Below are 25,262 nucleotides of genomic sequence, written 5' to 3'. Positions count from 1 at the left end.
AGTTTGAGGGTGGAGGGTGCGTGCTTCTCGCTGTCTTCTCGGATATCCACGGCAACCGGCAGGCGTTCGAGGCATGCCTGAAGGCGGCCCGCGCCAGGGGTGCGGAGCGCTTCGTCATGCTCGGCGATTTCGTCGGCTATGGTGCCGATCCGGAATGGGTCGTGGATACCGCGATGGAGCTGGTCGCCCAGGGGGCCGTCGCCGTCCGCGGTAATCACGACCAGGCGGTGAACTCCTCGTCCGAAACCATGAACAATGAAGCCCAGATCGCGATGGAATGGACGCGCGGACGGCTCGACGTCGCGCAGCGCCGGTTTCTCGCCGAGCTGCCGATGCTCGTCGAGGACGGTGATCGCCTGTTCGTGCACTCGGAGGCGTCTCATCCCCAGCGCTGGCACTACATTCGCTCGACGGCGGACGCCGCCAGGAGCCTGATATCGACCCCCGCCCACGTCACCTTCTGCGGCCACATTCACCGTCCCGCGCTCTATTCGATGTCGGTGACGGCGAAGATGACGGGACTCGTGCCGAAGACCGATGTGTCCGTGCCGCTCCTGCGCGGGCGGCAATGGCTGGCCGTGCTCGGCGCGGTCGGCCAGCCGCGTGACGGTGATCCATCGGCGGCGTTCGCGCTGTTCGACACGGTCTCATGCCAGGTCACGTATTGCCGCGCGCCCTATGACGTCGCGACCGCGGCGAGCCGGATCCGTGCGAACGGCCTGCCGCACTGGCTCGCCGACCGGCTGTCGGAGGGGCGCTAGAAGCCGATGCCGATACCCCTGGTCAAACCCGGCGCCGTCATCGACGGCTACACCATCGGCGAATGCGTGCATGCCGGCGGCATGGCGACGCTCTGGACCGTCACGCGTGCCGATATCGACGCGCCGCTGCTGATGAAGATTCCGCGAGCGTCCGAGGGCGAGGACCCGGCGGCGATCGTCTCCTTCGAGATGGAGATGATGATCCTGCCCCGCCTGACGGGCCCCCATGTGCCGCATTGCTACGGCACCGGCGATTTCGCGCATCAGGCCTACGCCGTGATCGAGCGCATTTCGGGGACGACACTCTACAAGCGGCTGCCCGACCTGCCGCTGCCTTACGACGAAGTCCGGCTGCTCGTCGCGAAGATCGCGACCGCGCTCGCCGATCTGCACCGGCAGAACGTGATCCATCACGACATCAAGCCGAGCAGCATCATGTTCCGGGACGATGGTGAGGCGGTGCTGATCGACTTCGGCCTGTCGCATCACAACCATCTGCCCGATCTGTTGCAGGCGGAGTTCCGCCTGCCTTACGGCACCGCGCCCTATATGGCGCCGGAGCGGCTTCGGGGCGTGCGCGACGATCCGCGCAGCGATCTGTTTTCGCTCGGTGTGCTGCTGTATTTCTTCACCACCGGCGAACGTCCGTTTGGCGAGGGCGAGACGCTGCGCGCGATCCGGCGCCGGTTGTGGCGTGATCCCTATCCGCCGCGCGCACTTCGTCCGGACTATCCGCCCTGGCTCCAGGAGGTGGTACTGCGGTGCCTCGAGATCGAGCCGGACTGGCGCTATCCGACGGCCGCCCAGCTCGCGTTCGATCTGACCCATCCGGACCTGGTCAAGCTCACTGCGCGCGCGGAGCGGACGAAGCGCGATCCGCTCAGTGTCGCCTGGCGGCGCCGTTTCAATCCCGACGTCAAACAGCCGGGCGCGAGATCGGACCTCGCGACTCAAATGGCGATGAGCCCGATCGTCGCGGTCGCGCTCGACACGGCGGAGGGTGCGCCGGAGCTGAACGAGGCGCTGCGGGTCACCACGGAACGCATCCTGACAACCTTGCCGTCAGCACGGCTCACCTGTGTCAATGTGCTGAAGCTCAATCGCATTGCGGTCGACAAGACGCTGGACGAGCAGGGCTCCAACAAGCACATCGACCGCCTCGTTGCGCTCCGGCATTGGGCTACGCCCTTGAAGCTCGACGAAAGCCGGCTGTCGGTTCATGTGCTGGAAGCCGTCGATCCCGCCACGGCCCTGCTGGAATTCGCCGAGATGAACTCGGTCGACCACCTCATCATCGGGGCGCGGCAGAATTCGTTCAGGCGTACCTGGCTCGGCAGCGTCTCGGCCAAGGTGGCTGCAGAGGCGACCTGCACCGTCACCGTCGTGCGGCCGCCGCGGATGGCGGCGGCGAAACCAGACGCCGGCGTGGTGTGGGGCTAGGGACGATCACGCCGCGCAGGCGGTTTGGACCGAACGCTTGCGGCGGATCGGCCAGGAGAATTGAGGTCCCGGCTCGCCGTGATCCGCGCCGCCGCCGAAGTACTGAATGATCTCGCGGCAGGGTTCGCAATTGAAGAGGTTACGCGACGCTGACGCTTTGGTCATTTCCTTCAGGCAGTTCGGGCAGTGCGGCTTCATTAGTTCAGAGTCCAGTTTAGAATTTCAGTACCGGTGTGGTGACCGGAGCGGGTAGTCGAGGTCCGCCGTGTCGGCGACCGGATCCTCGCGAATATCGCCTTCGGGGCGTTCGAGCCGGCCGAAGAAGAAATCGAGATCCGGATGCGGACGCCGCGGGAGACGGCACCTGCGTTTCGGCTGACGCTTCACGAGTGCGAATTGCACGGTGTCAGATCCGGTCGCGACGGATGTTACGAACCGAGCGCACCGGGACCTGCACTGGTCCGGCCGACGGGCCAAACACAACAAACGCACAAAAACCAAGCCACAACGCCACGCCAGTCCAAACCAGGGTCGTCGTCATGATGTGCTCCCGTGAAAACAGGCAAGAATCACTAGCAGTGATTTGCGCGAATCAGGGAAGTCCGGAGGAGTACGGAAAGAGGTTGTAATTTTAACTATTGCGCGCTGCGGCGCGCCAGGAGTCGCGACGAGTCGCGACCCTTGCCGGTTGATCGAGCGATGGCGTGTGCTTCAGATCGCTTCGCCGCGGGCCCCGAGCGCCGCGTTGCGGATCGCCGCCATGTTGGTCCTGTAGGCGTCCTGCGTGCCGCCTTTGAACACGGAGGTGCCGGCGACGAAGGCATTGGCGCCGGCCGCTGCCAGCGCGCCCGCATTGTCGGGGCCGACGCCGCCATCGACCTCGATGTCGATCGGCCGGCCGGCAATCATCGCACGGATGTCGCTGACCTTGCCGATCGCGGAGCGGATGAAGGCCTGGCCGCCGAAGCCCGGATTGACCGACATCACCAGCACGAGGTCGACCAGGTCAAGCACGTATTCGAGCGCGCTGATCGGCGTGCCCGGATTGAGCGAGACGCCGGCCTTCTTGCCGAGCGCGCGGATCGCCTGGAGCGAGCGGTGCAAATGCGGACCCGCTTCGGCATGCACGGTGATGTGGTCGCAGCCGGCCTTGGCAAAGGCCTCGAGATAGGGATCGCAGGGCGAGATCATCAGATGCGCGTCGAACACCTTCTTGGTGTGCGGGCGCATCGCCTTGATGACGTCGGGGCCGTACGAAATATTGGGAACGAAGTGGCCGTCCATCACGTCGAGATGGATCCAGTCGGCACCCGCGGCGTCCACCGCGCGCACCTCCTCGCCGAGCCTGGAGAAATCCGAGGCGAGGATCGAGGGCGCGATTGCCAGGGGGCGGGGGGCGAAGGCTTGGGTCATGGCGCTGTTTCCCGTGGCGGCATGGGGGCGAATGGCCTCGCCTAACATGGGCCTCTCAGCCGGGCAATGCAGGGAGGGCGAGCTTCCTGTGGGCGGAAAATTCTGCCGTCGGCGGCACGAATTGCCGATGTTCCCCGGTCCTGAGAAGCGAGGCGGACACGGATTTCATTGAGCTTTTCGCGCTGGCACGTCGCTTGCTGACCTTACGGCCAGAACATTGGCTGCGGCATGCCGCATGGGTTGGAGTTGTGCAATGTTGTTTGCGCTTGGCGCCGTCTCGAGTGCGCTTGATGCGATTCAATCGCTGACGAACTCGAAGTCCTCGTCGTCGACCCAGAAGACGGGGTCGTCGCAAGGAGCGACCGATCCGTTCGCGATCGACACCAGCAGCAACAGCACCAGCAGTGGTGCGACCTCGTCGGTCAATTCCGGCAATTGCGCGCAGATCTCGCCGGAGACGATGAGCGCGCTGATCGCCGCGCAAAGCCAGTCGTCGGACAGCACGAGTGCTACGTCCAGCTCGACCAGCTCCACATCGTCGAGCGCGACGTCCTCGACGTCGACGAGCCGGGACGATGCGTTGAAGGATCTGTTCTCGCAGCTCGACGCCAATGGCGACGGCCAGATCAGCAAGTCCGAGTTCGAGAACGCACTGGGCGCCGGCGGCACCAATCTGGCGCAGGCCGACGACGTGTTCTCCAAGCTCGATGGCAATTCCGACGGCAGCGTCAGCCTCGACGAGATGTCGAAGGCGCTGAAGGGCAGCGGCCATCACGGCGGCCACCATCACGCGCAGGCTGCGAGCAGCTCGGACGATGCGTCCGGCAGCGGCTCGGACTCCTCATCGTCATCGTCGAGCGGCGGGTCGACCTCGACCACGACGACCGGCGCCGACGGCTCGACCACCACCACCGTCACCTATGCCGACGGCTTCAAGATGACGACGACGGTCCCGGGCGCTTCCAGCTCTTCGAATGGCTCGGGCGCAGGCAATTCGCCCTATGACTGGTTTGCGCAGATGATGCAGCGCCAGGGGCAGGGATCGTCCGCTGCCTCGGCCTCTTCCTCGATGTCGATGAGCGTGTAAGCGCGCTCTGAGGTCCTAGCCGAACCGATCCTTCCACGCCGGCAGCGCGCCCGGGAACGGCAGCGCGGTTGCGCTGTAGATGCCGCGGGCGATCGCACGCGCGACGACGTTGGCAGCGACCATGCCGAGCTCGGTCATGCCGATAAGCGGATCGATCGGCTTCGCACAGGTCGCGGCGGCGAACAGCACGTCACCATCGGTCGGGGCATGGACCGGATAGATCGCGCGCGCGAAGCCGGTATGCGCGATCATCGCCAGCCGTTTGGCTTGGGGCTTGGTCAGCACCGCATCGGTGACGACGATGCCGATCGTGGTGTTCTCGCGCTCGGTTGCGGCGGGGCCACCCTTGATGCGCATCCTGAGCATGTCGTCCGTGAACGCAGCAGGCAGGCCGCGGCCGCCGAACTCGTTGTTGACCTCGAACGGGGCCGCCCAGAACCACGGCCCATCGCCGACGGTGGCGCTGCCGACTGCATTGACGGCGATCAGCGCTGCGACCGTAACGCCGCTGCTGGTGACGGCGGATGCCGAGCCGAGCCCGCCCTTGAACGTCGCGGTGGTGGCACCGAAGCCGGCGCCGACGCTGCCGAGCGCGAACTCCGTCCCGGCAGAGACGGCCGCGGCGTAGCCGAGATCGCGATAGGGCGCGAAGCGGCCCCACGCCTTGTCGCCGCCATTGAGCAGGTCGAACAGGATCGCGCCCGGCACCAGAGGAATCAACGCGCCACGGATATTGAGGCCGCGGCCTTGTTCGACGAGCCAGGCTTGCACGCCGCCGCCCGCCTCGATCCCGAAGGCGGAACCGCCGGACAGCGCGATCGCATCGACGCGATCCTGTGTGCTGGCAAGGTCGAGCAACGTGTCTTCGCGCGTGCCGGGGCCGCCGCCGCGGACATCGATCGCCGCCACCGCCGGCTGGTCGAACACGATTGCCGTCGTGCCCGAGGCGAGTTTTGCATCATGGGCGTGGCCGACGCGGACGCCGGCGATATCGGTGAGGAGGTTTTTCAAGGACGGCACTCCGCTGCATCGTCTCAGCGATAGCGCAGCCGAGCGGCAGGCTCAACTCGCCAGCGCCGTCCTGAGCATCTTGGCGAGCTCCGACTTGCGATAGGGCTTTGCCAGCAGCAGCACGCCGGAATCGAGCCGGCCGTGATGGACGATGGCGTTTTCGGTGTAGCCTGAGGTGAACAGCGTCTTCAGCTCGGGACGTCGTCGCGCCGCCTCGTCGGCGAGCTGGCGGCCGTTCATGTTGCCGGGCATGATCACGTCGGTGAAGAGCAGGTCGATGTCCTTGTCGGCATCGATGATGACGAGGGCTTCGGCCGCGTTGGCCGCTTCGAGCGCGGTGTAGCCGAGGCTCTTGACCTGGGTCATGACATACTGCCGAACCAGCGCGTCGTCCTCGACGACGAGGATTCTTTCGTCGCCGCCGGCGATGGGTACGTTCTGGAGCGCCTCGTACTCGGTCTCCTGCACGCCGGTGGAGCGCGGCAGGTAGATCTTCACGCTCGTGCCGTGGCCCTCCTCGCTGTAGATCTTGATGTGGCCGCCGGTTTGCTTGACGAAGCCGAACACCATGCTGAGGCCGAGGCCGGTGCCCTTGCCGACTTCCTTGGTGGTGAAGAAGGGGTCGAACACCCGTTCGATCAGCTCCGCCGGAATGCCCGAGCCGGTGTCGCTGACCGCGATCATCACGTAATTGCCGGCGACGACGTCGGGATTCATGCTGGCATAGCCGTCGTCGAGGAAGATGTTGCGGGTCTCCAGCACCAGCGTGCCGCCGTCGGGCATCGCATCGCGGGCGTTCAGCGCGAGATTGAGGATCGCGGTGGAGAGCTGGCCCGGATCGACCAGGGCGGGCCAGGCATCCTCGGTGAGCTGCGGCATGATGGAGATCTGCTCGCCGAGTGTCGGGTGCAGCAGCTTGGCCGCCTCCAGCGTCAGCGCATTGACGTCGATCTCGCGCGGCTGAAGCGGCTGCTTGCGGGCGAAGGCGAGCAGGTGCTTGGTCAGTTGCGCACCGCGCTCGGCGGCATCATCGATCAGCTTGGTGATGGCGGCGAGCTCTGGCCGGTCGGCAACCGCATCCGCCAGGATCCCGATCGTGCCGGTGATGACGGTGAGCACGTTGTTGAAATCGTGGGCGACGCCGCCGGTCAGCTGACCGATCGAATCCATCTTCTGCGCCTGCCGGAACTGGGCTTCCGCGGCCTGCTTCTCGGTCAGGTCGCGACCGATGAAGAAATGGCGCTTCACCGGCTCGGACCAGGTCCCCATCCAGTTCAGCGAGACCTCGTGACCATCGAAATGGTAGTAGCGCGCCTCGAAGCTGCGCTTGGTCTGGCCGCGGCGCGCCGCGCGCATCTCGCTGCGCGTATTCTCGAGATCGTCGGGATGGATGAAGTCGGTCGCGCTATGCCCGATCATGTCTTCCGGGCTCAGGCCGAGAATGTCCTTCACGCTCGGGCTGACCTGGATGAAATTGCCGAAACCGTCGGTGACGAGGATCAGGTCGCGCGAGGTTTCGAAGATGCGCTGGCGCTCCTCGGTCTCGCGGCGCAGCTTCTCGCGCGATTGCTTTTCCTCGGTGATGTCATGGGCGATCTTGGATGCGCCGATGATTTGCCCGTTGTCCGATCGCAGCGGCGAGACGTTCAGGACGACGTCGAGTTGACGGCCGTCCTTGCGGGTGCGGACCGTCTCGTGCTGGGCGATCGACTCGTTGCTGCTGACGCGGTTGAGCATGCCCCTGGCTTCGGCCCTCCGGTCCTCCGGCACCACGAGGTAGATCGACTGGCCGACCGCCTCGCTCGCGGAATAGCCGAACAGGTGCTCGGCAGCCTTGTTCCAGCCGGTGATGATGCCGTCGAGCGATTCGGTGATGATCGCATCGTTGGAGGACTCGACGACGGCGCCATACAGCGCGAGACGTTTTGTGTAGAAGTCGCGATCTGACGCCGATTGCTCGCGCAGCCGGCCGACGAGGCCGACGGTGTGCGCCTGGAGGCGGACGTTCTCGATCAGGAGCACGGCGAGCACGAAGCTCGCGGCAAGGAGGCCGTAGAGGCGGCCGACGTAGAAGCCGAGATCGTAGCGGGCCACGTTGACGATCGCCGACAGCGCGATGTCGAACAGCCAGGCGCACATCGTGACCATGAGCCAGACGTCGATCACCGTATGCGGCTTGCGGAACCACAGCGTCACCAGCGCCGCGAAACTCAAGGACCAGACGAACGACACCACGCCGATCATGGTGGTGGTGTAGCGGCCGTCCCTGAGCAGGACCGGCAGCAGATCGTGCTGCGCCGTGACAATCCAGGCGATGGCGACCATCGTGACGATCACGCCGAGGATGACGAGCATGATGGGACGCGCGGTCGGTCCGTCGATCCTGCTATCGCCGTTGCCATCCTTGAGCCAGCCATAGGCCAGCACGAACAGCGGAAACCCGCCGTGCCAGATCATGTAGAGCCAGACCGTGGTCTGCGTGCTCGCGCCCAACAGCCCGGTCGGTGCGAACAGACCGGGGAAGGTGAGGGCGTGGGTCACCGCCGCTGCCGCGGTGAACAGATAGCCGGTCGACAGCAGCAGCAGCGCGCGGCTGCGCAGCACGGCGAATTGCGACAGCAGCAGAACCGCGGTGATGATGTCGCTCACGGCGAGCGCCGACTGGTAGCTGGCCACGAAGGCCGGCACCTGGGCCAGCGGCCTGCCGGCGAACGGGACAGTCAGCGCGAACAGGATCGCGGAGATGCCGACGATCGCCAATGCTGCAGTGCGATCGCTCTGCGCGGCCGGCAAGGTCGACAGGAATGTGCTTCGGTCGTTCTTTGCGTGCACGTTGACCTCTCGCTGGGTCGGCATGGGTAGTCCACATGACTTCGTTGGCCGGCTGCCTTGGTCTTCATGGTAGCCGGCTCCGGGCGCGTGTCCGAACGGGAAGCGCCCACGACTCAACCGAGGGTTACAGCTTACTTAACTCGAACAGGGAATCGGAATAGGCAATCGGTAAGGTTGGCTTTACTGGACCGACCCATACTGCCTTGGCGCACGTCGCCGTTGAATTGAACCAATTAATGATATGAATCCGGGAGTTGTTCCCATGCCTCGTGTCCTTGTTGTCGACGACCAGAAGGACGTCCGTGCCATGGTCTCGATCGTGCTTCGGGTCAACCGCTTCGACGTCGTTGAAGCGGAGAGCGGCGCGGCCGGCCTGAAAGCCTTCGGCGAGGACGTTTTCGATGCAGCGATTGTCGATATTTTCCTGACCGACACCAGCGGTATCGAGATCATGGCCGCCATTCGCGAGCGGGTTCCCGGATTTCCGATCGTAGCGATATCAGGCATGACGACGCTGGACTTCATGGGCGAGGCACCCGGCCTGGACGGCGTGGTCTGCCTGCAAAAGCCGTTTCGGCCGAATGACCTGCTGCAAGCGCTCCGGAAGGCGCAAGATGCCGCGGGCGACGAGTTGTCCGCGGCCGTCTGATCGGACTGAAAAAGAAAACGCCCCGGCGAACCGGGGCGTTGACGTCGGTCTGGTTAAAGGGTCAGGCGTCCTGTCTCAGGTGCCGTTGCCCTTGATCTCGGCGTAGCCGCCCTTCGCGTCCCACTTGTAGACGACGTAGTCGAGCTGCTTGATGTCGCCCTTGGCGTCATACTCGATCGGGCCGATCACGGTGTCCCACTTGCCGGCCTTCATCGCTTCCATGACCTTCTTGGCGTCGGTGGTGCCGGCCTTCTTGGCAGCCTGCGACCAGACCTGCATCGCCGCGTAGGTGTAGAGCGTGTAGCCTTCGGGATCGATGTTCTTGGCCTTGAACGCGTCGACGATCTTCTTCGCGGTCGGCTTGTTGCGCGGGTCGGGACCGAAGGTGAACAGCGTGCCTTCGCCGGCGGGGCCGGTGATGGAGGCGTATTCCTTGTCGGCAAGCGCGTCGCCGGCCATCAGGATCGTCTTGAGGCCCTGGTCGCGCATCTGGCGCAGGATCAAGCCGCTTTCCTGGTGGTAGCCGCCGACATAAACGAGATCGATGTTGTCGCGCTTCAGGCGCGAGACGATCGCGTTAAAGTCCTTGTCGCCCTTATTGTAGGACTCGTACATCTTCTCGGTGATGCCGGCCTTGTTGAGCGCCTTCTTGGTCTCGTCCGCAAGACCCTTGCCGTAGGTGGTCTTGTCGTTGAGGATCGCGATGTTCTTGCCCTTGAAGTTCTTGGCGATGTACTGCGCCGCGATCAGGCCCTGCTGATCGTCACGGCCGCAGACGCGCGCCACGTTCCAGAGCTTGCGCTCGGTGAAGAGCGGGTTGGTCGAGGCCGGCGTGATCTCGAGCACGTTGCCGTCGGCATAGGCTTCGGACGCCGGGATCGACGATGACGAGCAGTAGTGGCCGGCAACGAAGGGGATCTTGGCGCCGGCGATCTTTTCCGCAACCGAGCGGGCCTGCTTGGGATCGCAGGCATCGTCCTCGACGTTGAGCGCGAGCTTCTTGCCGTTGACGCCACCGGCGGCGTTGATATCAGCCACGGCCATCTCGGCGCCGTTCTTCATCTGCCGGCCGAATGCGGACTCCGTGCCTGTCATCGGGCCTGCGACTGCGATGGTGACATCCTGCGCGAATGCCGCGCTCGACAGCGCGATCGACGCACCGAATGCCAGACCGATGAGCTTTAGTGATTTCATGAGATACCTCGCGGGTGATCGCCTGTGGAAGTTGCCGGGTTCGCCCGGTTCAAACCGGCGCCATTCTTGATTGAATCCTGGGAGAAGTCACCGGCAAAATACGGGCATAAGCGCAGATATTTCGGCGCATTCCGTCGCGTTCGAGGCGGACGCCCCCCGGACCTGGGCGGCTCAGCCGTGCCGGCCGCCTTCCAGATAGGCGGCGCGAATCTCAGGGCGCTGCAGCAACTCGGCGCCGGTTCCGGCAAGCGTGATCAGGCCATTGACCATGACGTAGCCGCGATGGGCGAGCTTGAGCGCGTGGTTGGCGTTCTGCTCGACGATCAGGACGGTCAGGCCGTCCTGCCGGTTCAGGGTCCGGATCGCGTCAAAAATCTGGCGGGCGATCAGCGGGGCGAGCCCGAGCGAGGGTTCGTCGAGCAGGAGCAGGCGCGGGCGGCTCATCAGGGCGCGCCCGATCGCCAGCATCTGCTGCTCGCCGCCGGACAGCGTGCCGCCGCGCTGGACGTAGCGCTCCTTCAGCCGTGGAAACAGCGTGAACACGCGCTCCAGCGTCGCCGCGCGCTCCGCATCGGTGCATTCGGTGGCGTCAGCGCCCATCTGGAGGTTTTCCGCCACGCTCATGCGCGGGAAGATGCGGCGCCCCTCCGGCGACTGCGCGATGCGCAAATGCGCGATCTCGTGGGTGGGGACGTCGGTGATGTCGCGGCCTTCGTACAGGATCTGGCCGGCGCGGGCGCGCGGCTTGCCGAAGATCGTCATCATCAGGGTCGATTTGCCGGCACCGTTGGCGCCGATCAGCGCCACGATCTCGCCGGCACTGATCTCGACGTCGACGCCCTTCAGCGCCTCGATCTTGCCGTAGGCGGCGCGCAAGCCCCGAATCGCGAGCAGGGGAGTGGAAGCCGACGTCACGTCCCGCTCTCCATCACGGCCGCAGCCTCTTCCTCGTCGGTGCCGAGATAGGCGGCGATCACCTTGGGATCGTCGCGGACCTCTTGCGGCGTGCCCTGCGCGATCTTCACGCCATGGTCCATCACCACGATGTGGTCGGAAATCTCCATGACCACGGACATGTCGTGCTCGATCAGGAGGATCGAGGTGCCGAGCTCGTCACGGATCGACAGCAAGAGCTCGCTGAGCGCGGCGCTCTCGCGCGCATTGAGGCCGGCGGCCGGCTCGTCCAGGCAGAGCAGCGCGGGCTCGGTGCACATCGCGCGCGCGATCTCGAGCCGGCGCTGGTCGCCATAAGCGAGATTGCCGGCGGCGTCATCGGCGCGGTCGAGCAGATTGATCCGCTTGAGCCAGTCGGTGGCGAGCGCGATCGCCTGCTTCTCGGCGTCGCGATAGGTCGGGACGCCGATTAGGCCGAGAAACGTAAAGCCGGAGGCGCGCATCAGGGCATTGTGCTGCGCCACCATCAGGTTCTCCAGCGCCGTCATGCCGGGAAACAGCCGGATGTTCTGGAAGGTGCGGGCGACCTTGGCCTGCTTGGCGATGCGGAAATCGTTGAGCCGTTCCAGCGCGATTTGCCGGCCATCGTCGTGCGTGAGGCGAATGGCGCCGCCGCTCGGCTTGTAGAAGCCGGTGATGCAGTTGAAGACGGTGGTCTTGCCGGCGCCGTTGGGCCCGATCAGCGCGGTGATCTTCTTGCGTTCGGCCGCGAACGACAGCTCCTGCACGGCGACGATGCCGCCGAAACGCATGGTGAGCCGGTCGACGCTGAGAATTGGCTGGCCGCTCATCCGTGCCCCTCCTTGACGAGGTCGGAGGAGATGGCTTGCGCCTTGGTCAGAAACACCGTCGGTGCACGATGGCCGATGATGCCGCGCGGCCGCCAGATCATGATCAGCACCATCGCCATGCCGAACACCAGCATGCGGTAGGTCTCAAGGCTGCGGAACAGCTCGAAGCCGCCGATCATGGTGAGTGCCGCAAGCGCGACGCCGAGCTGCGAACCCATGCCGCCGAGCACGACGATGGCGAGCACCAGGGCCGATTCCTGGAAGGTGAAGGATTCCGGGCTGATGAAGCCCTGGCGCGTGGCGAAGAACGCGCCGGCAAAGCCGCCGAACATGGCGCCCGTTGCGAATGCCGTGAGCTTGGTGGTCGTGGTGTTGATGCCGAGCGCGCGGCAGGCGACCTCGTCCTCGCGCAGCGCTTCCCAGGCGCGGCCGATCGGCAGGCGGCGCAGGCGGATCGTGACCCAGTTGGTCAGCAGCGCCATCGCCAGGATCAAATAGAACAGGAAGACGATGCGATGGGTCGGCGAGTATTCGATACCGAGCTTTGCGGCCAACCCGTCGTCGCTGTTGTCGAGCGGAATGCCGAAGAACGAGGGCCGGGGAATGCCGGAGACGCCGTTCGGACCACCGGTCAGTTCCTGCCAGTTGATGATGACGAGGCGGATGATCTCGCCGAAGGCCAGCGTCACGATCGCGAGGTAGTCGCCGCGCAGGCGCAGCACGGGAAAGCCGAGCAGCACGCCCCAGAACGCGGCAAGGATGCCGGCGAGCGGCAGGCAGGTCCAGAACGACCAGCCGAAACTGGTGGCGAGCAGCCCGTAGGAATAGGCGCCGACCGCGTAGAAGGCGACGTAGCCGAGATCGAGCAGGCCCGCGAGCCCGACCACGACGTTGAGGCCCCAGCCGAGCATCACATAGGTGAGCACGAGGATCGCGAGGTCGAGGATGTAGCGCTGGTTATAGAAGATCACGGGCACCAGCAGCGTGAAGATCAGGAGCGCCGGGGCGAGGTAGCGGCCGATGAACGACATCCCGCTCTGCACGGCCGGCGGCACCAGCTTCTCGGCGCCGGTCGGACCGATCCATTGCCTCAGCAGCTCGATCACGATCGAGCCGCCGAACACGGCGCCCACGAGCGAGGCGAGGTCGCCGAAGCGCGTCCAATAAGTGAGCTGACCGTCGGAGCCCGCCTCGGTGCGGATGCCGACCATCAGCGAGAACAGCACCAGCGCGATCGCTGCGTTGATGAAGGCGGTCTTCAGAAGGAAGGGGATGCCGGCGGTGCGACTTGCTTTGGTGGTCTCGTGTGGGGTGGCTGTCACGCGGGGCGGTCCGTCAGACTTTTTCGACTTCGGGACGGCCGAGCAGGCCGGTCGGCATGAAGATCAGCACGACGATCAGGATCGAGAACGCGGCGACGTCCTTGTACTCGACCGAGAAATAGGCCGACCAGAACGTCTCGATCAGGCCGATCGCGAGGCCGCCGAGCATGGCGCCGGGCAGCGAGCCGATGCCGCCGAGCACGGCGGCGGTGAAGGCCTTGATGCCGGCGACGAAGCCCATGAAGAAATCGACCAGGCCGTAATAGAGCAGGTACATCAGGCCTGCGACCGCGGCGAGCGCAGCGCCGATCACGAAGGTCATGGAGATGGTGCGGTCGACGTCGACGCCGAGCAGCGCCGCCATGGTCTGGTCCTGCTCGCAGGCGCGCATGTCGCGCCCGAGCCGCGTGCGCGAGACCAGCCAGGTGAAGATCGCCAGCAGCACGATGGTGGTGAGGACCACCATGATCTGGATGTTGGAGAGCTGGATCACGAAGCCGTCCGCGCTCTCATGCAGCGTGTAGCCGCCGGTGATGAAGGGCGGGATCGGCTTGACGCGCGCGCCTTGCGCAATCTGCGAGTAGTTGGTCAGCACGAACGACATGCCGATCGCCGACAGCATCGGCGCGAGGCGGAAGGAGTGGCGCAGCGGCCGGTAGGCGATGCGCTCGATGGTCCAGCCATAGAGTGCCGTGATCGCCATCGAGACCAGCAGTACCACAAGCAGGATCACCGGGATCGCGGTCAAGCCGAGCGAGATCAGGATCAGGAAGGTGATCAGCGCGATGAAGCCGCCGATCATGAAGACGTCGCCATGGGCGAAATTGATCATGCCGACGATGCCGTAGACCATCGTGTAGCCGATCGCGATCAGGCCATAGATGGAGCCGAGCACGAGGCCGTTGATGAGCTGCTGGGTGAAATAATCCATAGGCTGCCGTTACCCAAACCTGACGCGACTCAAAGGGAGGACTTCGAGAGAGTGATAAAGTTTCTTCTCGGGCCCCGGCAGCCCTTGAGCGTTCTTCCCGTTTTGTAACAGGAGGGAACTGGCGGCTGCAACTGTCGATGTCTCGGCATAAAGGCTTGTACAGAGGTCATTTCGGTGACGGATGTCATGTCCAGTTCCCGCAACTGCGAGGAACCGGGTTCCGCATAGCAACCAAATGAGCTGCCGCCTGTTGTTTCCCCACTGACGTCCAACAAGGGAGTTTCCCCCATGACGAAGCAGCAGAACCAGAACGCGGGCCAGCAAGGCCAGAACCCGGGCCAGCAGCAGGGTGGCGGTCACAAGCCGGGCCAGCAGCAGCAGGATCCGCAGCGCCAGGGCGACAAGCCCGGCCAGCAGCAGGGCGGTCAGCCTCGTCAGGACAACAGGTAGTTTTGGGAGCCCAAGCGCAACCACCCAGGCGTAACAACAAGAGTAACAAAGAGGGTCCCGCCGCAAGGCGGGGCCTTTTTCTTTGGATGAGGAGGCCAGCCGGGCGATTAAGGTAAACAAAGGGTTTAAATTGCCGCCACAGTCCGATGCGAGTTAGCTCCCGGCAAAGCCTTCCCTCGAAGGCGGGTAGCAGGCGAAGCGGGAAGCGGCATGTTCACGAATTGGCGGATCGGCTCGATCAACGGCGCGCTGCTGGCGGCTTATTTCGTCCCGGCCTGGACGATGGTCGCCTTCAACATCATGGTGGCGCCCGTGCACGGCCTCTATGAGCGGCCGAGCGTCGCGGTGGCGCTGTTCCTCAGCGACCAGCTTCAGATGTCCGGCATGAGCACGGTGCGCGCGGCCTGGCTGCTGGCGCTCGGGCGTCTGACCGTGGTGGCGTTCTTCGCGATCTACCTTGCGCTGCTCGCCATTCCGCGCACCCGCAAGAGCGGCGCCAGCGACGAGGCGCTCGGCATTGCGCTCGCGATCGGCAGCCTGATCTCGTTTGTGAGCATGGTGATGGCCTCGAAGGTCGGCGAGATGGCCGCGCTTCGGCTGCATGCCACCGAGCTTCTGCTGCTGCTCGGTGCCGCGGTCGTGCTGGTGATCGAGCGGCCGGCGCCTGCGCCGAAGACCGTCGATGTCGCGGACACTGTGCCGACAGGTCTTGAATCGCTAGGGCTTGAGCAGGCCGAGCTCCTGCACAATCGCTGAGGCTTCCTTGACAGCGTGGTTTGCCGCCGGGACGCCGCAATAGATCGCCTGCTGCAGCAGAATTTCCTTGATGTCGTCGGGGGTGAAGCCGCCCTCGGCGAGCGCCGCGCGCACGTGCAGGCGGAATTCGTCCCATTGCCCGAGCGCGACCATGGTGCCGATCACCAGGACCCGCCGCGTGCGTTCGTCGAAATGCGGCCGCGTCCAGATCTCGCCCCAGGCGTAGCGGGTGATCATGTCCTGGAAGTCGGTGTTGAAGGCGTTCCGGTTGGCGATCGACTTGTCGACCCAGGCATTGCCCAGCACTTTCCGGCGCACGTTCATGCCGGCATCGCGGCGCTTCTGATCGTCCATATCTATCCTCCTCTCCGCAATGACGAGCTGCGAAACTACCTTTGCGTCAAAAATCCCACCACCGCGTCGGTGAACGCGTGCGGCTGCTCGACATTGGAAATGTGGGCGGCGTCGATGATGGTCATGCTGGCGCCGGGAATGCTCGAGCGGATCAGCTCGCCCGCAGAGATCGGGGTTGCCTGGTCGTGGCGGCCGGCGATCACCAGCGTCGGGCTCTTGATGTCAGGCAGCAGCGCACGCTGGTCGAGCGTCGACAGCGCTTCGCAGCAGGCGAGATAACCCTCGACCGGGGTCGCGAGCAGCATCGCCTTCATCCTGGCGGTGATGTCAGGCTCGCGCTCGCGGAAATCCTGGGTGAGCCAGCCGGCGATCACGCCGTCGGCGACCGCGGCGATGCCGCCCTTCTTCACGGCGTCGATGCGTTCCAGCCATTTGGTCGGCTCGGCGTAGTAGCAGGAGGTGTTGGCGAGGATGAGCTTGCCGAAGCGCTCCGGCGCGTTGGCGCCGAGCCATTGCCCGACCATGCCGCCCATCGACAGGCCGCACCAATGCACCTTCTCGATGTTGAGGTCGTCGAGGATCGCCAGCACGTCGCGACCGAAGCGTTCCATCGTATAGGGTGCGGGGGCTACGCTTGACTTGCCGTGGCCGCGGCGGTCGTAGCGGATGACGCGGAACACCTGCGTCAGCGCCTTCATCTGCGGCTCCCACATCTGCAGCGTACAGCCGAGCGAGTTGGAGAGCATCAAGGTCGGCCCGCCGTCACGGCCCTCGACGGAGACATTGATCAGGCAACCGTCGGCATCGATCATGGGCATGCGGCGTCTCCGTTTTATGTCCGCTCAGGGCTGCTCTATTCGCGATCGAGGCTGTCGAGCAGCCGGTCAATCAAGGCCTGCGACGCCCCTTGATAGGCCATCGGCTCGAACAATGCCGTGATTTTCTCGGGCGTCAGATGCGCAGTGACCTGCGAATCGGCGGCGAGAATTTCGCGCAAGTGTTTCTTCTCGGCAACCGCGCGCTTGCTCGCGGCCTCGATCAGATGATGGGCGTCGCTCTTGCCGATCTTGTCGGCCAGCGCAAAGGTGACGGCTTCCGCCATGATCAGCCCGTGCGTCGCATCGAGATTGCTGCGCATGCGCGCGGCATCGACGTCCAGCCCCTCGGCGATGTCGACGATCGCGGCAAGCGCGCCGGAGGTGACCAGCATCAATTGCGGCAGCGTCGGCCATTCTGCGTGCCAGGGGCCGGCGCTGCGCTCGTGGTCCTGCACCTGGGCCGCGAAAATTGTCGCGGCGAGTTGCGGCGCCATGGTCGCGCAGCCAAGCGCGCTTGCGGCCGCGACCGGGTTGCGCTTGTGCGGCATCGTCGACGAGCCGCCGCGGCCTTCGCCGGCGGGCTCGAAGGCTTCACCGACATCGGTCTGCATCATCAGCGAGACGTCGCGCGCGATCTTGCCGCAGGTGCCGGCGAGAATCGCGAAGCTTGAAGCGGCCTCCGCGATGCGGTCGCGATGGGTGTGCCAGGGTGCCTCGGGCAGCGGCAGGCTCAGCTCCCGCGCCAGCCGTTCGGCCACCGCGAGCCCGTTGTCGCCGAGGGCGGCAAGCGTGCCGGCGGCGCCGCCGAATTGCAGTGCAAGGCCCTCGCGGCGGAGCCGCCGCAGGCGGCAGCGGGCGCGGGCGAGGCTCGATGCGTATTCGGCCGCCTTCAGCCCGAACGGCATCGGCAGCGCGTGCTGAAGCCAGGTCCGTGCCACCATCGCGGTGTTGCGATGGGCGCGGGCAAGTGTCGCAAAGCCCTTGATGGCGCGGCTGAGATCAGCGTCCAGCGCATCGATGGCGGCGCGCAAGCCGAGCATGGTCGCGGTGTCGATGACGTCCTGACTGGTCGCCCCCCAATGCACGTAGCGGGCGGCTTCGACGTCGGCCTTGCCGACATTGGCGGTCAGCGCCTTGACCAGGGGAATCGCGAGATTGCCCGACCGGGTCGCGGCCTCGGCGAGGGCGGTCAGATCGAAGGCGTCGGCCTTGCAGGCGGCTTCGATCGGGCCCACGGCGGATGCGGGAATCACACCCGCGGCGGCCTCGGCCCGGGCCAGGGCTGCCTCGAAATCGAGCATGTTTTGCAGGGTGGAGCGGTCGTCGCAGACGTTGCGCATGGCTGCGCTCGACAGCATCGGCGCAAGCAGGGGGGAGAGGGCTGTGCTCATGTTGCGGCGGACCTAATCACCATGCCCCGGCTCTGCCAATCCCTGACCGACCGCACAAGGCATTTTGCAGGTGCGAATATGCATTGCACGTGACCGGGGGCTGCCCTTTCCTTTGCGGCCTCCGTGCGTTACTTGAGCAATATTATTCTGATGCGATCCGGGAGGCTCCCCCATGGCCATGACAATGAACGGCGAAGTCCAGCTTGCGGCGCCGCGCGAGGCCGTGTGGGAGAAGCTCAATGATCCCGAGGTGCTGAAGGCCTGCATCCCCGGCTGCGAGGAGCTGGAGAAGACCGATGACGGCGGCTTTCGCGCGACCGCAAAAATGAAGGTCGGCCCGGTCTCGGCGCGGTTCAAGGGCAAGGTGACGCTGAGCGATCTCGACCCGCCGAACGGCTACAAGATCTCGGGCGAAGGCGAGGGCGGCGTGGCCGGCTTTGCCAAGGGGGGCGCCGTGGTGAAGCTTGCGGAGAAGGATGGCGGCACGCTGCTGTCCTACGAGGTCGAGGCGCAGATCGGCGGCAAGTTGGCGCAGCTCGGGCAGCGCCTGATCAACGGCACCGCCAAGAAGCTGGCCGACGAGTTTTTCGCGAATTTCGCCAAGGCGGTACAAGGCTGAAACCTACCGCCTTTTGGCATGGCGGCTTGCGTCCCGGGCGATGTTGCCCAAGGGGACAAGGGCCAATATGATGGGTTGGAATAATTATAAAAAAGAACCGCTTCGACGGGACCCGTCGGGGCGCTGATAGAGAGTGCTTATGGCAAAAATCTCCCTTATCGTGAACGGCAATCCTGTTACCGGCAATGTCGACCCGCGTACGCTTCTGGTGCAGTTCCTGCGCGAGAATCTGCGGCTGACGGGCACTCATGTCGGCTGCGACACCTCGCAGTGCGGCGCCTGCGTCGTGCATCTCGACGGCAAGGCCGTGAAGTCCTGCACCACGCTCGCCGTGATGGCCGACGGCCACGAGGTCAAGACCATCGAGGGGCTGGCCGCCGACGGCGCGCCGCTGCATCCGATGCAGGAGGCTTTCCGTGAGCACCATGGCCTGCAGTGCGGCTTCTGCACGCCCGGCATGATCATGACCGCGATCGACATCGTGCATCGCAAGGGCCACGAGCTCGACGACCATACGATCCGCGAGGAGCTGGAAGGCAATCTCTGCCGTTGCACCGGCTACCAGAACATCGTCGCCTCGATCGCCGCCGGCGCGAAGGCGATGGCGAAATCCGATCTCGCGTAACCGCGCGCCCTCCGCGATCAGGACACCCTCATGTACGAATTCAAATACCATCGCCCCGGGACCGTGCGGCAGGCTGCCAACCTCCTGGTGAAGAACGAAGACGCCAAGGTGATCGCCGGCGGTCACACGCTGATTCCGGTCATGAAGCAGCGGCTCGCAAGCCCGCCGCATCTGGTCGACCTCTCCCACATCGAGGGGCTGAACACGATCGAGATGAAGGGCCGTTCCCTGGTGATCGGCGCCACCGCCAAGCATGCCGAGGTCGCGACCTCCGCCATCGTCGGCGAGGCGATCCCGGCACTGGCCAGCCTCGCCAGCCAGATCGGCGATCCCGCCGTGCGCCACAAGGGCACGATCGGCGGCTCGCTCGCCAACAACGATCCGACCGCGGATTATCCGGCCGCCGTGCTTGCACTCGGCGCGACCATCGTCACCAACAAGCGTCGCCTCAAGGCCGAGGAGTATTTCCAGGGCCTGTTCTCGACCGCGCTGGAAGCCGACGAGATCATCACCAAGGTGATGTTCCCGCTGCCGAAGAAGGCCGCCTATATCAAGTTCCGCAACCAGGCCTCGCGTTACGCTTTGGTCGGCGTGTTCGTGGCGCGGCGTCCGTCGGACGTGCGGGTTGCCGTCACCGGTGCCGGCTCGGACGGCGTGTTCCGCGTCGAGGCATTCGAGGAGGCGCTGAAGAAGCGGTTCTCGTCGAAGGTGCTCGATGGCATCGAGGTGCCGGTGGAAGGGCTGAACAGCGACATCCACGGCAGCGCCGAATACCGCGCGCATCTCATCGGCGTGCTGACACGGCGTGCGCTCGATGCCGCCAATGCCAAGGAATGAGTGGGCCTCACGATCTGGCCCAATACTTGCCCTTGTGAGGGCGTAGCGAGACTGGCTCTTTCATGACTTCAGCGACCTTGCCGGCATCGGTCGATGCGATGCTCGAACTCTTGACCTCGCGCGGCTACCTTGCCGAGCGGTCGCTGGCGACGGTGGCGTATCTTTCGCTGCGTATGGGACGGCCGCTGTTTCTCGAAGGCGAGGCCGGCGTCGGCAAGACCGAGATCGCGAAGGTGCTGTCCGCGGCGCTGGGGCGGAAGCTGATCCGCCTGCAGTGCTACGAAGGCCTCGACGTCTCCTCCGCGGTCTATGAGTGGAACAGCGCCGCGCAGATGATCGCGATCCGGATGGCGGAAGCCGCCGGCGATACCGACCGCGAGCAACTCTCGAGCGACATCTTCGCCGACCGCTACATGATCAAGCGGCCGCTGCTGCAGGCGCTGGAGCCCGACGTGGCCGGTCCGCCGGTGCTGCTGATCGACGAGCTCGACCGCGCCGACGAAGCATTCGAGGCGTACCTTCTCGAGATCCTCAGCGACTTCCAGGTGACCATCCCCGAGTTCGGCACCGTGAAGGCGCCGCACCCGCCGATCGTCATCATCACCTCCAACCGCACCCGCGAGATCCACGACGCGCTGAAGCGGCGCTGTCTCTATCACTGGGTCGACTATCCCGCCGCCGAGCGCGAGCTCGCGATCGTCAAGTCGCGTGTGCCCGGCATCTCGGCAAAGCTGTCGCAGCAGGTCGTGCGCTTCGTGCAGGCGCTACGCAACCAGGACTTCTACAAATCGCCTGGTGTCGCCGAGACCATCGACTGGGCCACCGCGCTGTCGGAGCTCGACGCCCGCTCACTGACCCCGCAGGTGGTCGGAGACACGCTGGGCGCGCTGCTCAAATATCAGGACGACATCACGCGGATGCAGGGCGATACCTTGCAGAAGGCGCTGAAGGACGCGACGAGCGAGAGCTGATCTCGCGCCACGACTGAACTCGTCAACCGGCGCGTCGCGACGGGGATGAGTGAGAGTGCTGAACCATGGCCATCAACCACCTCGCGCCTGAAAAGACCGAGCAGTTCGCCGACAATATCGTCGGCTTTGCGCGTGCGCTGCGTGCGACCGGCATGCCGGTTGGTCCGGGCGCGGTGATCGATGCCATGAATGCGCTGCAGGTGATCGACATCGGCAGCCGCGCCGACGTCTTCACCACGCTGGAGGCGATCTTCGTCAAGCGGCATGAGCATGCGCTGATCTTCAAGCAGGCCTTCAACCTGTTCTTCCGCGCCTCGGAAGAGTGGAAGCACATGCTGGATTCGGTGCCGTTGCCGGATGGCGCCAAGAAGAAGCCGCCGGCCGCCTCGCGTCGCGTCCAGGAAGCGATGTCGCAGCCGCGGATGACGGAGACGCCGCAGCACCAGGAGCAGGATCTGCGCCTGTCGGTCTCCGACAAGGAAATCCTTCAGAAGAAGGATTTTGCGCAGATGAGCGCGGCCGAGATCGCCGAGGCGCTCCGTGCCATCGAGATGATGCGGCTGCCGCAGGCGGAGCTCTTGACGCGCCGGCACCAGCCCGATCCGCGCGGCCTGCGGCTCGACATGCGTCGCACCCTGCGCGCGTCCTTGCGCACCGGAGGCGACATCATCGATATCCATCGTCTGGGGCGGATCGAGAAGCCGGCCCCGATCGTGGCGCTGCTCGATATCTCCGGCTCGATGAGCGAGTACACCCGCCTGTTCCTGCATTTCCTCCATGCCATCGGGGACGCGCGAAAACGCGTCTCGGTGTTCCTGTTCGGCACGCGGCTCACCAATGTGACACGCGCGTTGCGCCAGCGCGATCCTGACGAGGCGCTGGCGAGCTGCTCGGCCGCGGTCGAGGACTGGGCCGGCGGCACGCGGATTGCGACCTCGCTGCACAACTTCAACAAATTGTGGGCGCGGCGCGTGCTGAGCCAGGGCGCCATCGTGCTCTTGATTTCCGACGGGCTGGAGCGGGAGGCCGATTCCAAGCTCGCCTTCGAGATGGACCGGCTGCACCGCTCCTGCCGGCGGCTGATCTGGCTCAACCCGCTCCTGCGGTTCGGCGGCTTCGAGGCCAAGGCCCAGGGCATCAAAATGATGCTCCCGCACGTTGACGAATTTCGTCCGGTGCATAATTTGAGCTCTATCCAGGAGCTGATCACCACGCTGTCCCGGCCGCTGCCGCCGCATCACCGCAGCCTGATCCGCCCCGCAGCCTGAGAGGCAAAGCCATGCTCGATCGCGACGAGGATATTCTGAAGGCGGCGGAGGACTGGCAGAAGGCCGGCCGTGGCGTCGCGCTGGCAACGGTTGTCGAGACCTGGGGCTCGGCCCCGCGCCCGGCGGGCTCGAGCCTCGTCATCAACGACGAAGGCACGTTTCTCGGTTCGGTCTCCGGCGGCTGCGTCGAGGGCGCCGTGGTCACCGAGGCCATGGACGTGATCGAGAGCGGCAAGCCCAAGATGCTCGAGTTCGGCGTCGCTGACGAGACCGCCTGGAATGTCGGTCTGTCCTGCGGCGGCACCATCCGCGTCTTCGTCGAGAAGGTCGGCTAGCCGTGAAGCTCGCGATTTTGCACGAACTCAACGCCGAGCGCGCCGCGCGCCGGCCCGTGATTCTGGTGACCGATACCGAGAGCGGCGAGCAGCGCCTGGTGAAGGCGGCGGAATTCGCCAGGGATCCGCTGCGCGCCGAGCTCGACAAGCAGCTTCGCATGGGCAAGAGCGCCAATGTCGAGGCCGGCGGCAAGAAGCTGTTCTTCAACGTCTACGCGCCGACCGCAAAGCTCGTCATCATCGGCGCAGTCCATATCAGCCAGGCCCTGGCGCCGCTGGCGCGCTCGCTCGGCTACGACGTCACCGTCGTTGATCCGCGCACGGCATTTGCGAGCCCCGAACGCTTCCCCGATATTCCGCTGGTCGCGGAGTGGCCGGACACGGCGCTGCCGCCGCTCAATGTCGATGCCTACACCGCCTTCGTTGCGGTGACGCACGATCCGAAGATCGACGATCCCGCGCTGCTGCATGCCTTCGAGCGTAACTGCTTCTATATCGGCGCGCTCGGCTCGCGGAAGACGCACGCCAAGCGCGGCGACCGGCTGCGGGCGCAGGGCGCCAAGGACACCGACATCGCGCGCATCCACGCGCCGATCGGGCTTGCAATCGGCGCGGTCTCGCCGTCCGAGATCGCGGTGTCGATCATGGCCGAGATCACGGCGGTGCTGCGGCTACCACCAAAAGAAAAAGAAGAAGCGGCATGAAGTTCGGCCCGGCGAGCCCCAAGGATGCGATCGGCGGGGTGACCGTCCACACCCTGCGTCAGGGTCCGCTGGTGCTGAAGAAAGGCACGACCATCGGGCCTGCCGAGGTCGAGGCGCTGACGCGCGCCGGCATCAAGGATGTCGTCGTGGTGCGGATGGAGGAGGGCGACGTCTCTGAAGACGTCGCGGCCGCCAGCATCGCGCTTGCGATCGGCGGCGAGGGGATTCACGTCGAGCGCGCCTTTACCGGCCGCGCCAACCTGTTTGCCGCGCGTCCCGGCCTGCTGGTGATCGACCGCGCCGCGGTCGACCGCATCAACAACATCGACGAGGCCATCACCTTCGCCACGCTCGCCGCCTACAAGCCGGTGGTCGAAGGCGAGATGGTCGGCACCGTCAAGATCATTCCGTTCGGCGTTGAAGGAAATCTGCGCGACGCCGCGGTGAAGGCCGCAGGCCACGACGTGCTGAAAATCGCGCCCTACGTCGTCAAGCGCGTCGGCGTGGTCTCGACGCTGCTACCGGGTCTGTCCTCCAAAGTGGTCGACAAGACGCTGCGCGTCACCGCCGAGCGCCTCGCGCCGGCGGGCGCCAGCATCATTGCCGAGCGTCGCGTGCAGCATGACGAGCGCGCGCTGTCGGCGGCGATCAAGGAATTGCTGGCGCTTGGCGCTGAGCTCGTGATCGTGTTCGGCGCATCGGCGATTGCCGACCGCCGCGATGTGATCCCGGCCGCGGTCACCGAGATCGGCGGCGAGATCGAGCATTTCGGCATGCCGGTCGATCCTGGCAATCTGCTGCTGATCGCGCGTGCCGGCAGCGTGCCGGTGCTGGGCGCGCCGGGCTGTGCACGTTCGCCGGTCGAGAACGGTTTCGACTGGGTGCTGATGCGGCTTCTGGCCGGCATCAAGGTGACGCGCTCCGAGCTGATGGGCATGGGCGTCGGCGGCCTCCTGATGGAGATCGTGACGCGGCCGCAGCCACGCGCCAAGCCGGAGATCGAGGGTAACAGCCAGGTCGCCGCCATCGTGCTCGCAGCCGGGCGCTCCACCCGCATGGGTGGGCCGAACAAGCTCTTGGCCGAGCTCGACGGCAAGAAGCTGGTGAGGATCGCGACCGAGCAGGCGCTGGCGTCGAAAGCGTCCGAGGTGATCGTCGTCACCGGCCATCAGACCGAGCTGGTCGAGCAGGCACTGAAGGGCCTGAAGGTGCGTTTCGTCAAGAATCCGGATTTCGCCGGCGGCATCGCGAGCTCGGTCAAGGCCGGCATCGCGGCCGTGTCCGAAACGAGCGACGGCGCCGTGGTTTGCCTGGGCGACATGCCGCTGATCGACGCCGGCCTGATCGACCGTCTCATCGACGGGTTTGCGCCGGACCGCGGCAATCTCATCGTTGTGCCGGTAGCCGACGGCCGCCGCGGCAATCCCGTGCTGTGGTCGCGCCGCTTCTTCAAGGAGTTGATGACGCTCGATGGCGACGTCGGTGCGCGGCACCTGATCGCCAGGCACACCGAAGCGGTCGCCGAAGTGCCAGTCGACGGTGAGGGCGCTTTTCTCGACATCGACACACCGCAGGCCTTGGAAGCCGCAAGACGCAGTTGACGGTGCCGGTGGGCAAAGGCGCGCAGCGCCGTGCCCACGATCTCGCCATGCAGTGAGTTGATCGTGGGCACGCTTCCGCCTTCGCTCTTCGAGCCACGGCGGACAAGTCGCTTTGCCCACCCTACGGCGCGGTTTCCGCAGCGACACA

General features: G+C 65.4%; 26 protein-coding genes. 14 read left to right on the top strand and 12 right to left on the bottom strand.

The window, feature by feature from the left end:
• Nucleotides 1–20: 20 nt before the first annotated feature.
• Together NLM31_RS28420 and NLM31_RS28415 are read left to right on the top strand one after the other, a co-directional pair.
• Nucleotides 21–761 carry a metallophosphoesterase gene (locus tag NLM31_RS28420; protein ID WP_254194400.1) on the top strand — a complete coding sequence of 247 codons (741 nt, stop codon included), beginning with the start codon at nucleotides 21–23 and terminating at the stop codon, nucleotides 759–761.
• A 6-nt stretch (nucleotides 762–767) separates the two neighbouring features.
• Entirely contained in the window at nucleotides 768–2,201 is a 1,434-nt protein-coding gene (locus tag NLM31_RS28415; RefSeq protein ID WP_254194399.1) for a bifunctional serine/threonine-protein kinase/universal stress protein, read from the top strand.
• 406 nt (nucleotides 2,202–2,607) lie between these two features.
• Here NLM31_RS28415 and NLM31_RS43110 read toward each other — a convergent pair whose 3' ends face one another.
• Both NLM31_RS43110 and rpe read right to left on the bottom strand, forming a co-directional pair.
• Nucleotides 2,608–2,742, bottom strand: a complete 135-nt coding sequence (locus NLM31_RS43110; protein WP_256561761.1) for a hypothetical protein — start codon at nucleotides 2,740–2,742, stop codon at nucleotides 2,608–2,610.
• A 170-nt stretch (nucleotides 2,743–2,912) separates the two neighbouring features.
• Nucleotides 2,913–3,614, bottom strand: a complete 702-nt coding sequence (rpe, locus tag NLM31_RS28410; protein ID WP_254194398.1) for a ribulose-phosphate 3-epimerase — start codon at nucleotides 3,612–3,614, stop codon at nucleotides 2,913–2,915.
• Between the two features lie 253 nt (nucleotides 3,615–3,867).
• Here rpe and NLM31_RS28405 point away from each other — a divergent pair, with 253 nt between their 5' ends.
• Nucleotides 3,868–4,701 carry an EF-hand domain-containing protein gene (locus NLM31_RS28405; protein WP_254194397.1) on the top strand — a complete coding sequence of 278 codons (834 nt, stop codon included), beginning with the start codon at nucleotides 3,868–3,870 and terminating at the stop codon, nucleotides 4,699–4,701.
• Between the two features lie 15 nt (nucleotides 4,702–4,716).
• Here the strand turns inward: NLM31_RS28405 and NLM31_RS28400 are convergent, their stop codons facing one another.
• On the bottom strand, nucleotides 4,717–5,712 hold the full coding sequence (locus NLM31_RS28400; protein ID WP_254194396.1) for a P1 family peptidase: 996 nt from the start codon (nucleotides 5,710–5,712) through the stop codon (nucleotides 4,717–4,719).
• Between the two features lie 51 nt (nucleotides 5,713–5,763).
• On the bottom strand, nucleotides 5,764–8,568 hold the full coding sequence (locus NLM31_RS28395; RefSeq protein ID WP_254194395.1) for a PAS domain S-box protein: 2,805 nt from the start codon (nucleotides 8,566–8,568) through the stop codon (nucleotides 5,764–5,766).
• A 238-nt stretch (nucleotides 8,569–8,806) separates the two neighbouring features.
• Here NLM31_RS28395 and NLM31_RS28390 point away from each other — a divergent pair, with 238 nt between their 5' ends.
• Nucleotides 8,807–9,193, top strand: coding sequence for a response regulator (locus tag NLM31_RS28390; protein WP_254132462.1), 387 nt, complete (start codon nucleotides 8,807–8,809; stop codon nucleotides 9,191–9,193).
• A 75-nt stretch (nucleotides 9,194–9,268) separates the two neighbouring features.
• On the opposite strand, the gene NLM31_RS28385 is transcribed toward NLM31_RS28390, so the two are convergent.
• From NLM31_RS28385 to NLM31_RS28365, 5 genes are all read right to left on the bottom strand, one after another.
• Nucleotides 9,269–10,387, bottom strand: coding sequence for a branched-chain amino acid ABC transporter substrate-binding protein (locus tag NLM31_RS28385; protein WP_254132461.1), 1,119 nt, complete (start codon nucleotides 10,385–10,387; stop codon nucleotides 9,269–9,271).
• Between the two features lie 171 nt (nucleotides 10,388–10,558).
• Entirely contained in the window at nucleotides 10,559–11,302 is a 744-nt protein-coding gene (locus tag NLM31_RS28380) for an ABC transporter ATP-binding protein (RefSeq protein WP_254132460.1), read from the bottom strand.
• Nucleotides 11,299–12,132 (bottom strand): ABC transporter ATP-binding protein, encoded by an 834-nt coding sequence (locus tag NLM31_RS28375; RefSeq protein WP_254194394.1) that lies wholly within the window; start codon nucleotides 12,130–12,132, stop codon nucleotides 11,299–11,301. The genes NLM31_RS28380 and NLM31_RS28375 overlap by 4 nt, the downstream gene beginning before the upstream one ends.
• A complete protein-coding gene (gene livM / locus NLM31_RS28370) occupies nucleotides 12,129–13,454 on the bottom strand; it encodes a high-affinity branched-chain amino acid ABC transporter permease LivM (RefSeq protein ID WP_309143708.1) in 1,326 nt (441 codons plus the stop codon). The genes NLM31_RS28375 and livM overlap by 4 nt, the downstream gene beginning before the upstream one ends.
• 13 nt (nucleotides 13,455–13,467) lie before the next feature.
• Nucleotides 13,468–14,385, bottom strand: coding sequence for a branched-chain amino acid ABC transporter permease LivH (locus NLM31_RS28365; RefSeq protein WP_254132458.1), 918 nt, complete (start codon nucleotides 14,383–14,385; stop codon nucleotides 13,468–13,470).
• A gap of 288 nt (nucleotides 14,386–14,673) precedes the next feature.
• Between NLM31_RS28365 and NLM31_RS28360 the strand changes: the two genes are divergently transcribed.
• Both NLM31_RS28360 and NLM31_RS28355 read left to right on the top strand, forming a co-directional pair.
• The gene (locus tag NLM31_RS28360) at nucleotides 14,674–14,835 is read left to right on the top strand and encodes a hypothetical protein (protein ID WP_254132457.1); all 162 of its coding nucleotides are present in this window, start codon (nucleotides 14,674–14,676) and stop codon (nucleotides 14,833–14,835) included.
• 210 nt (nucleotides 14,836–15,045) lie between these two features.
• Nucleotides 15,046–15,591, top strand: coding sequence for a hypothetical protein (locus NLM31_RS28355; protein WP_254194393.1), 546 nt, complete (start codon nucleotides 15,046–15,048; stop codon nucleotides 15,589–15,591).
• Here the strand turns inward: NLM31_RS28355 and NLM31_RS28350 are convergent.
• Genes NLM31_RS28350 through NLM31_RS28340 form a run of 3 tightly spaced genes read right to left on the bottom strand, consistent with a single transcriptional unit; the run spans nucleotide 15,553 to nucleotide 18,154 of the window.
• Nucleotides 15,553–15,945 (bottom strand): carboxymuconolactone decarboxylase family protein, encoded by a 393-nt coding sequence (locus tag NLM31_RS28350; RefSeq protein WP_135169198.1) that lies wholly within the window; start codon nucleotides 15,943–15,945, stop codon nucleotides 15,553–15,555. The genes NLM31_RS28355 and NLM31_RS28350 overlap by 39 nt on opposite strands.
• A 35-nt stretch (nucleotides 15,946–15,980) precedes the next feature.
• Entirely contained in the window at nucleotides 15,981–16,763 is a 783-nt protein-coding gene (gene pcaD, locus NLM31_RS28345) for a 3-oxoadipate enol-lactonase (RefSeq protein WP_254132455.1), read from the bottom strand.
• Between the two features lie 35 nt (nucleotides 16,764–16,798).
• Nucleotides 16,799–18,154, bottom strand: coding sequence for a 3-carboxy-cis,cis-muconate cycloisomerase (locus tag NLM31_RS28340; protein ID WP_254194392.1), 1,356 nt, complete (start codon nucleotides 18,152–18,154; stop codon nucleotides 16,799–16,801).
• A gap of 172 nt (nucleotides 18,155–18,326) precedes the next feature.
• On the opposite strand from NLM31_RS28340, the gene NLM31_RS28335 reads away from it, so the two are divergent.
• From NLM31_RS28335 to NLM31_RS28300, 8 genes are all read left to right on the top strand, one after another.
• Nucleotides 18,327–18,773 (top strand): carbon monoxide dehydrogenase subunit G, encoded by a 447-nt coding sequence (locus NLM31_RS28335; RefSeq protein WP_254132453.1) that lies wholly within the window; start codon nucleotides 18,327–18,329, stop codon nucleotides 18,771–18,773.
• 139 nt (nucleotides 18,774–18,912) lie between these two features.
• A complete protein-coding gene (locus NLM31_RS28330; protein WP_057748873.1) occupies nucleotides 18,913–19,398 on the top strand; it encodes a (2Fe-2S)-binding protein in 486 nt (161 codons plus the stop codon).
• 30 nt (nucleotides 19,399–19,428) lie between these two features.
• Nucleotides 19,429–20,235 carry a xanthine dehydrogenase family protein subunit M gene (locus tag NLM31_RS28325; protein WP_254194391.1) on the top strand — a complete coding sequence of 269 codons (807 nt, stop codon included), beginning with the start codon at nucleotides 19,429–19,431 and terminating at the stop codon, nucleotides 20,233–20,235.
• Between the two features lie 62 nt (nucleotides 20,236–20,297).
• Entirely contained in the window at nucleotides 20,298–21,206 is a 909-nt protein-coding gene (locus NLM31_RS28320; RefSeq protein WP_254132451.1) for a MoxR family ATPase, read from the top strand.
• 65 nt (nucleotides 21,207–21,271) lie between these two features.
• The gene (locus NLM31_RS28315) at nucleotides 21,272–22,474 is read left to right on the top strand and encodes a VWA domain-containing protein (protein ID WP_254132450.1); all 1,203 of its coding nucleotides are present in this window, start codon (nucleotides 21,272–21,274) and stop codon (nucleotides 22,472–22,474) included.
• A gap of 11 nt (nucleotides 22,475–22,485) precedes the next feature.
• Nucleotides 22,486–22,809: an XdhC family protein gene (locus NLM31_RS28310; RefSeq protein ID WP_008564652.1), complete on the top strand. Its 324-nt coding sequence runs from the start codon at nucleotides 22,486–22,488 to the stop codon at nucleotides 22,807–22,809.
• A gap of 2 nt (nucleotides 22,810–22,811) precedes the next feature.
• A complete protein-coding gene (locus NLM31_RS28305; RefSeq protein WP_254194390.1) occupies nucleotides 22,812–23,513 on the top strand; it encodes an XdhC family protein in 702 nt (233 codons plus the stop codon).
• Nucleotides 23,510–25,114: an NTP transferase domain-containing protein gene (locus NLM31_RS28300; protein ID WP_254194389.1), complete on the top strand. Its 1,605-nt coding sequence runs from the start codon at nucleotides 23,510–23,512 to the stop codon at nucleotides 25,112–25,114. Before NLM31_RS28305 ends, NLM31_RS28300 begins: the two co-directional genes overlap by 4 nt.
• The last annotated feature ends 148 nt before the right edge of the window (nucleotides 25,115–25,262 follow it).

It is taken from the genome of Bradyrhizobium sp. CCGUVB4N, from assembly GCF_024199945.1.
Classification (GTDB): Bacteria; Pseudomonadota; Alphaproteobacteria; order Rhizobiales; family Xanthobacteraceae; genus Bradyrhizobium.
This window is presented reverse-complemented; position numbering and strand designations above follow the sequence as displayed.

What these genes read in the sequence shown, in the direction of transcription:
- NLM31_RS28320 (WP_254132451.1), top strand. Translation starts at nt 20,298, where the DNA reads ATGACTTCAGCGACCTTGCCGGCATCGGTCGATGCGATGCTCGAACTC.
- NLM31_RS28415 (WP_254194399.1), top strand. Translation starts at nt 768, where the DNA reads ATGCCGATACCCCTGGTCAAACCCGGCGCCGTCATCGACGGCTACACC.
- NLM31_RS28385 (WP_254132461.1), bottom strand. Translation starts at nt 10,387, where the DNA reads ATGAAATCACTAAAGCTCATCGGTCTGGCATTCGGTGCGTCGATCGCG.
- NLM31_RS28340 (WP_254194392.1), bottom strand. Translation starts at nt 18,154, where the DNA reads ATGAGCACAGCCCTCTCCCCCCTGCTTGCGCCGATGCTGTCGAGCGCA.
- NLM31_RS28390 (WP_254132462.1), top strand. Translation starts at nt 8,807, where the DNA reads ATGCCTCGTGTCCTTGTTGTCGACGACCAGAAGGACGTCCGTGCCATG.
- NLM31_RS28330 (WP_057748873.1), top strand. Translation starts at nt 18,913, where the DNA reads ATGGCAAAAATCTCCCTTATCGTGAACGGCAATCCTGTTACCGGCAAT.
- NLM31_RS28350 (WP_135169198.1), bottom strand. Translation starts at nt 15,945, where the DNA reads ATGGACGATCAGAAGCGCCGCGATGCCGGCATGAACGTGCGCCGGAAA.
- NLM31_RS28310 (WP_008564652.1), top strand. Translation starts at nt 22,486, where the DNA reads ATGCTCGATCGCGACGAGGATATTCTGAAGGCGGCGGAGGACTGGCAG.
- NLM31_RS28395 (WP_254194395.1), bottom strand. Translation starts at nt 8,568, where the DNA reads ATGCCGACCCAGCGAGAGGTCAACGTGCACGCAAAGAACGACCGAAGC.
- rpe (WP_254194398.1), bottom strand. Translation starts at nt 3,614, where the DNA reads ATGACCCAAGCCTTCGCCCCCCGCCCCCTGGCAATCGCGCCCTCGATC.
- NLM31_RS28405 (WP_254194397.1), top strand. Translation starts at nt 3,868, where the DNA reads ATGTTGTTTGCGCTTGGCGCCGTCTCGAGTGCGCTTGATGCGATTCAA.
- NLM31_RS28315 (WP_254132450.1), top strand. Translation starts at nt 21,272, where the DNA reads ATGGCCATCAACCACCTCGCGCCTGAAAAGACCGAGCAGTTCGCCGAC.
- NLM31_RS28360 (WP_254132457.1), top strand. Translation starts at nt 14,674, where the DNA reads ATGACGAAGCAGCAGAACCAGAACGCGGGCCAGCAAGGCCAGAACCCG.
- NLM31_RS28375 (WP_254194394.1), bottom strand. Translation starts at nt 12,132, where the DNA reads ATGAGCGGCCAGCCAATTCTCAGCGTCGACCGGCTCACCATGCGTTTC.
- pcaD (WP_254132455.1), bottom strand. Translation starts at nt 16,763, where the DNA reads ATGCCCATGATCGATGCCGACGGTTGCCTGATCAATGTCTCCGTCGAG.
- NLM31_RS43110 (WP_256561761.1), bottom strand. Translation starts at nt 2,742, where the DNA reads ATGACGACGACCCTGGTTTGGACTGGCGTGGCGTTGTGGCTTGGTTTT.
- NLM31_RS28355 (WP_254194393.1), top strand. Translation starts at nt 15,046, where the DNA reads ATGTTCACGAATTGGCGGATCGGCTCGATCAACGGCGCGCTGCTGGCG.
- NLM31_RS28365 (WP_254132458.1), bottom strand. Translation starts at nt 14,385, where the DNA reads ATGGATTATTTCACCCAGCAGCTCATCAACGGCCTCGTGCTCGGCTCC.
- NLM31_RS28335 (WP_254132453.1), top strand. Translation starts at nt 18,327, where the DNA reads ATGGCCATGACAATGAACGGCGAAGTCCAGCTTGCGGCGCCGCGCGAG.
- NLM31_RS28300 (WP_254194389.1), top strand. Translation starts at nt 23,510, where the DNA reads ATGAAGTTCGGCCCGGCGAGCCCCAAGGATGCGATCGGCGGGGTGACC.
- NLM31_RS28325 (WP_254194391.1), top strand. Translation starts at nt 19,429, where the DNA reads ATGTACGAATTCAAATACCATCGCCCCGGGACCGTGCGGCAGGCTGCC.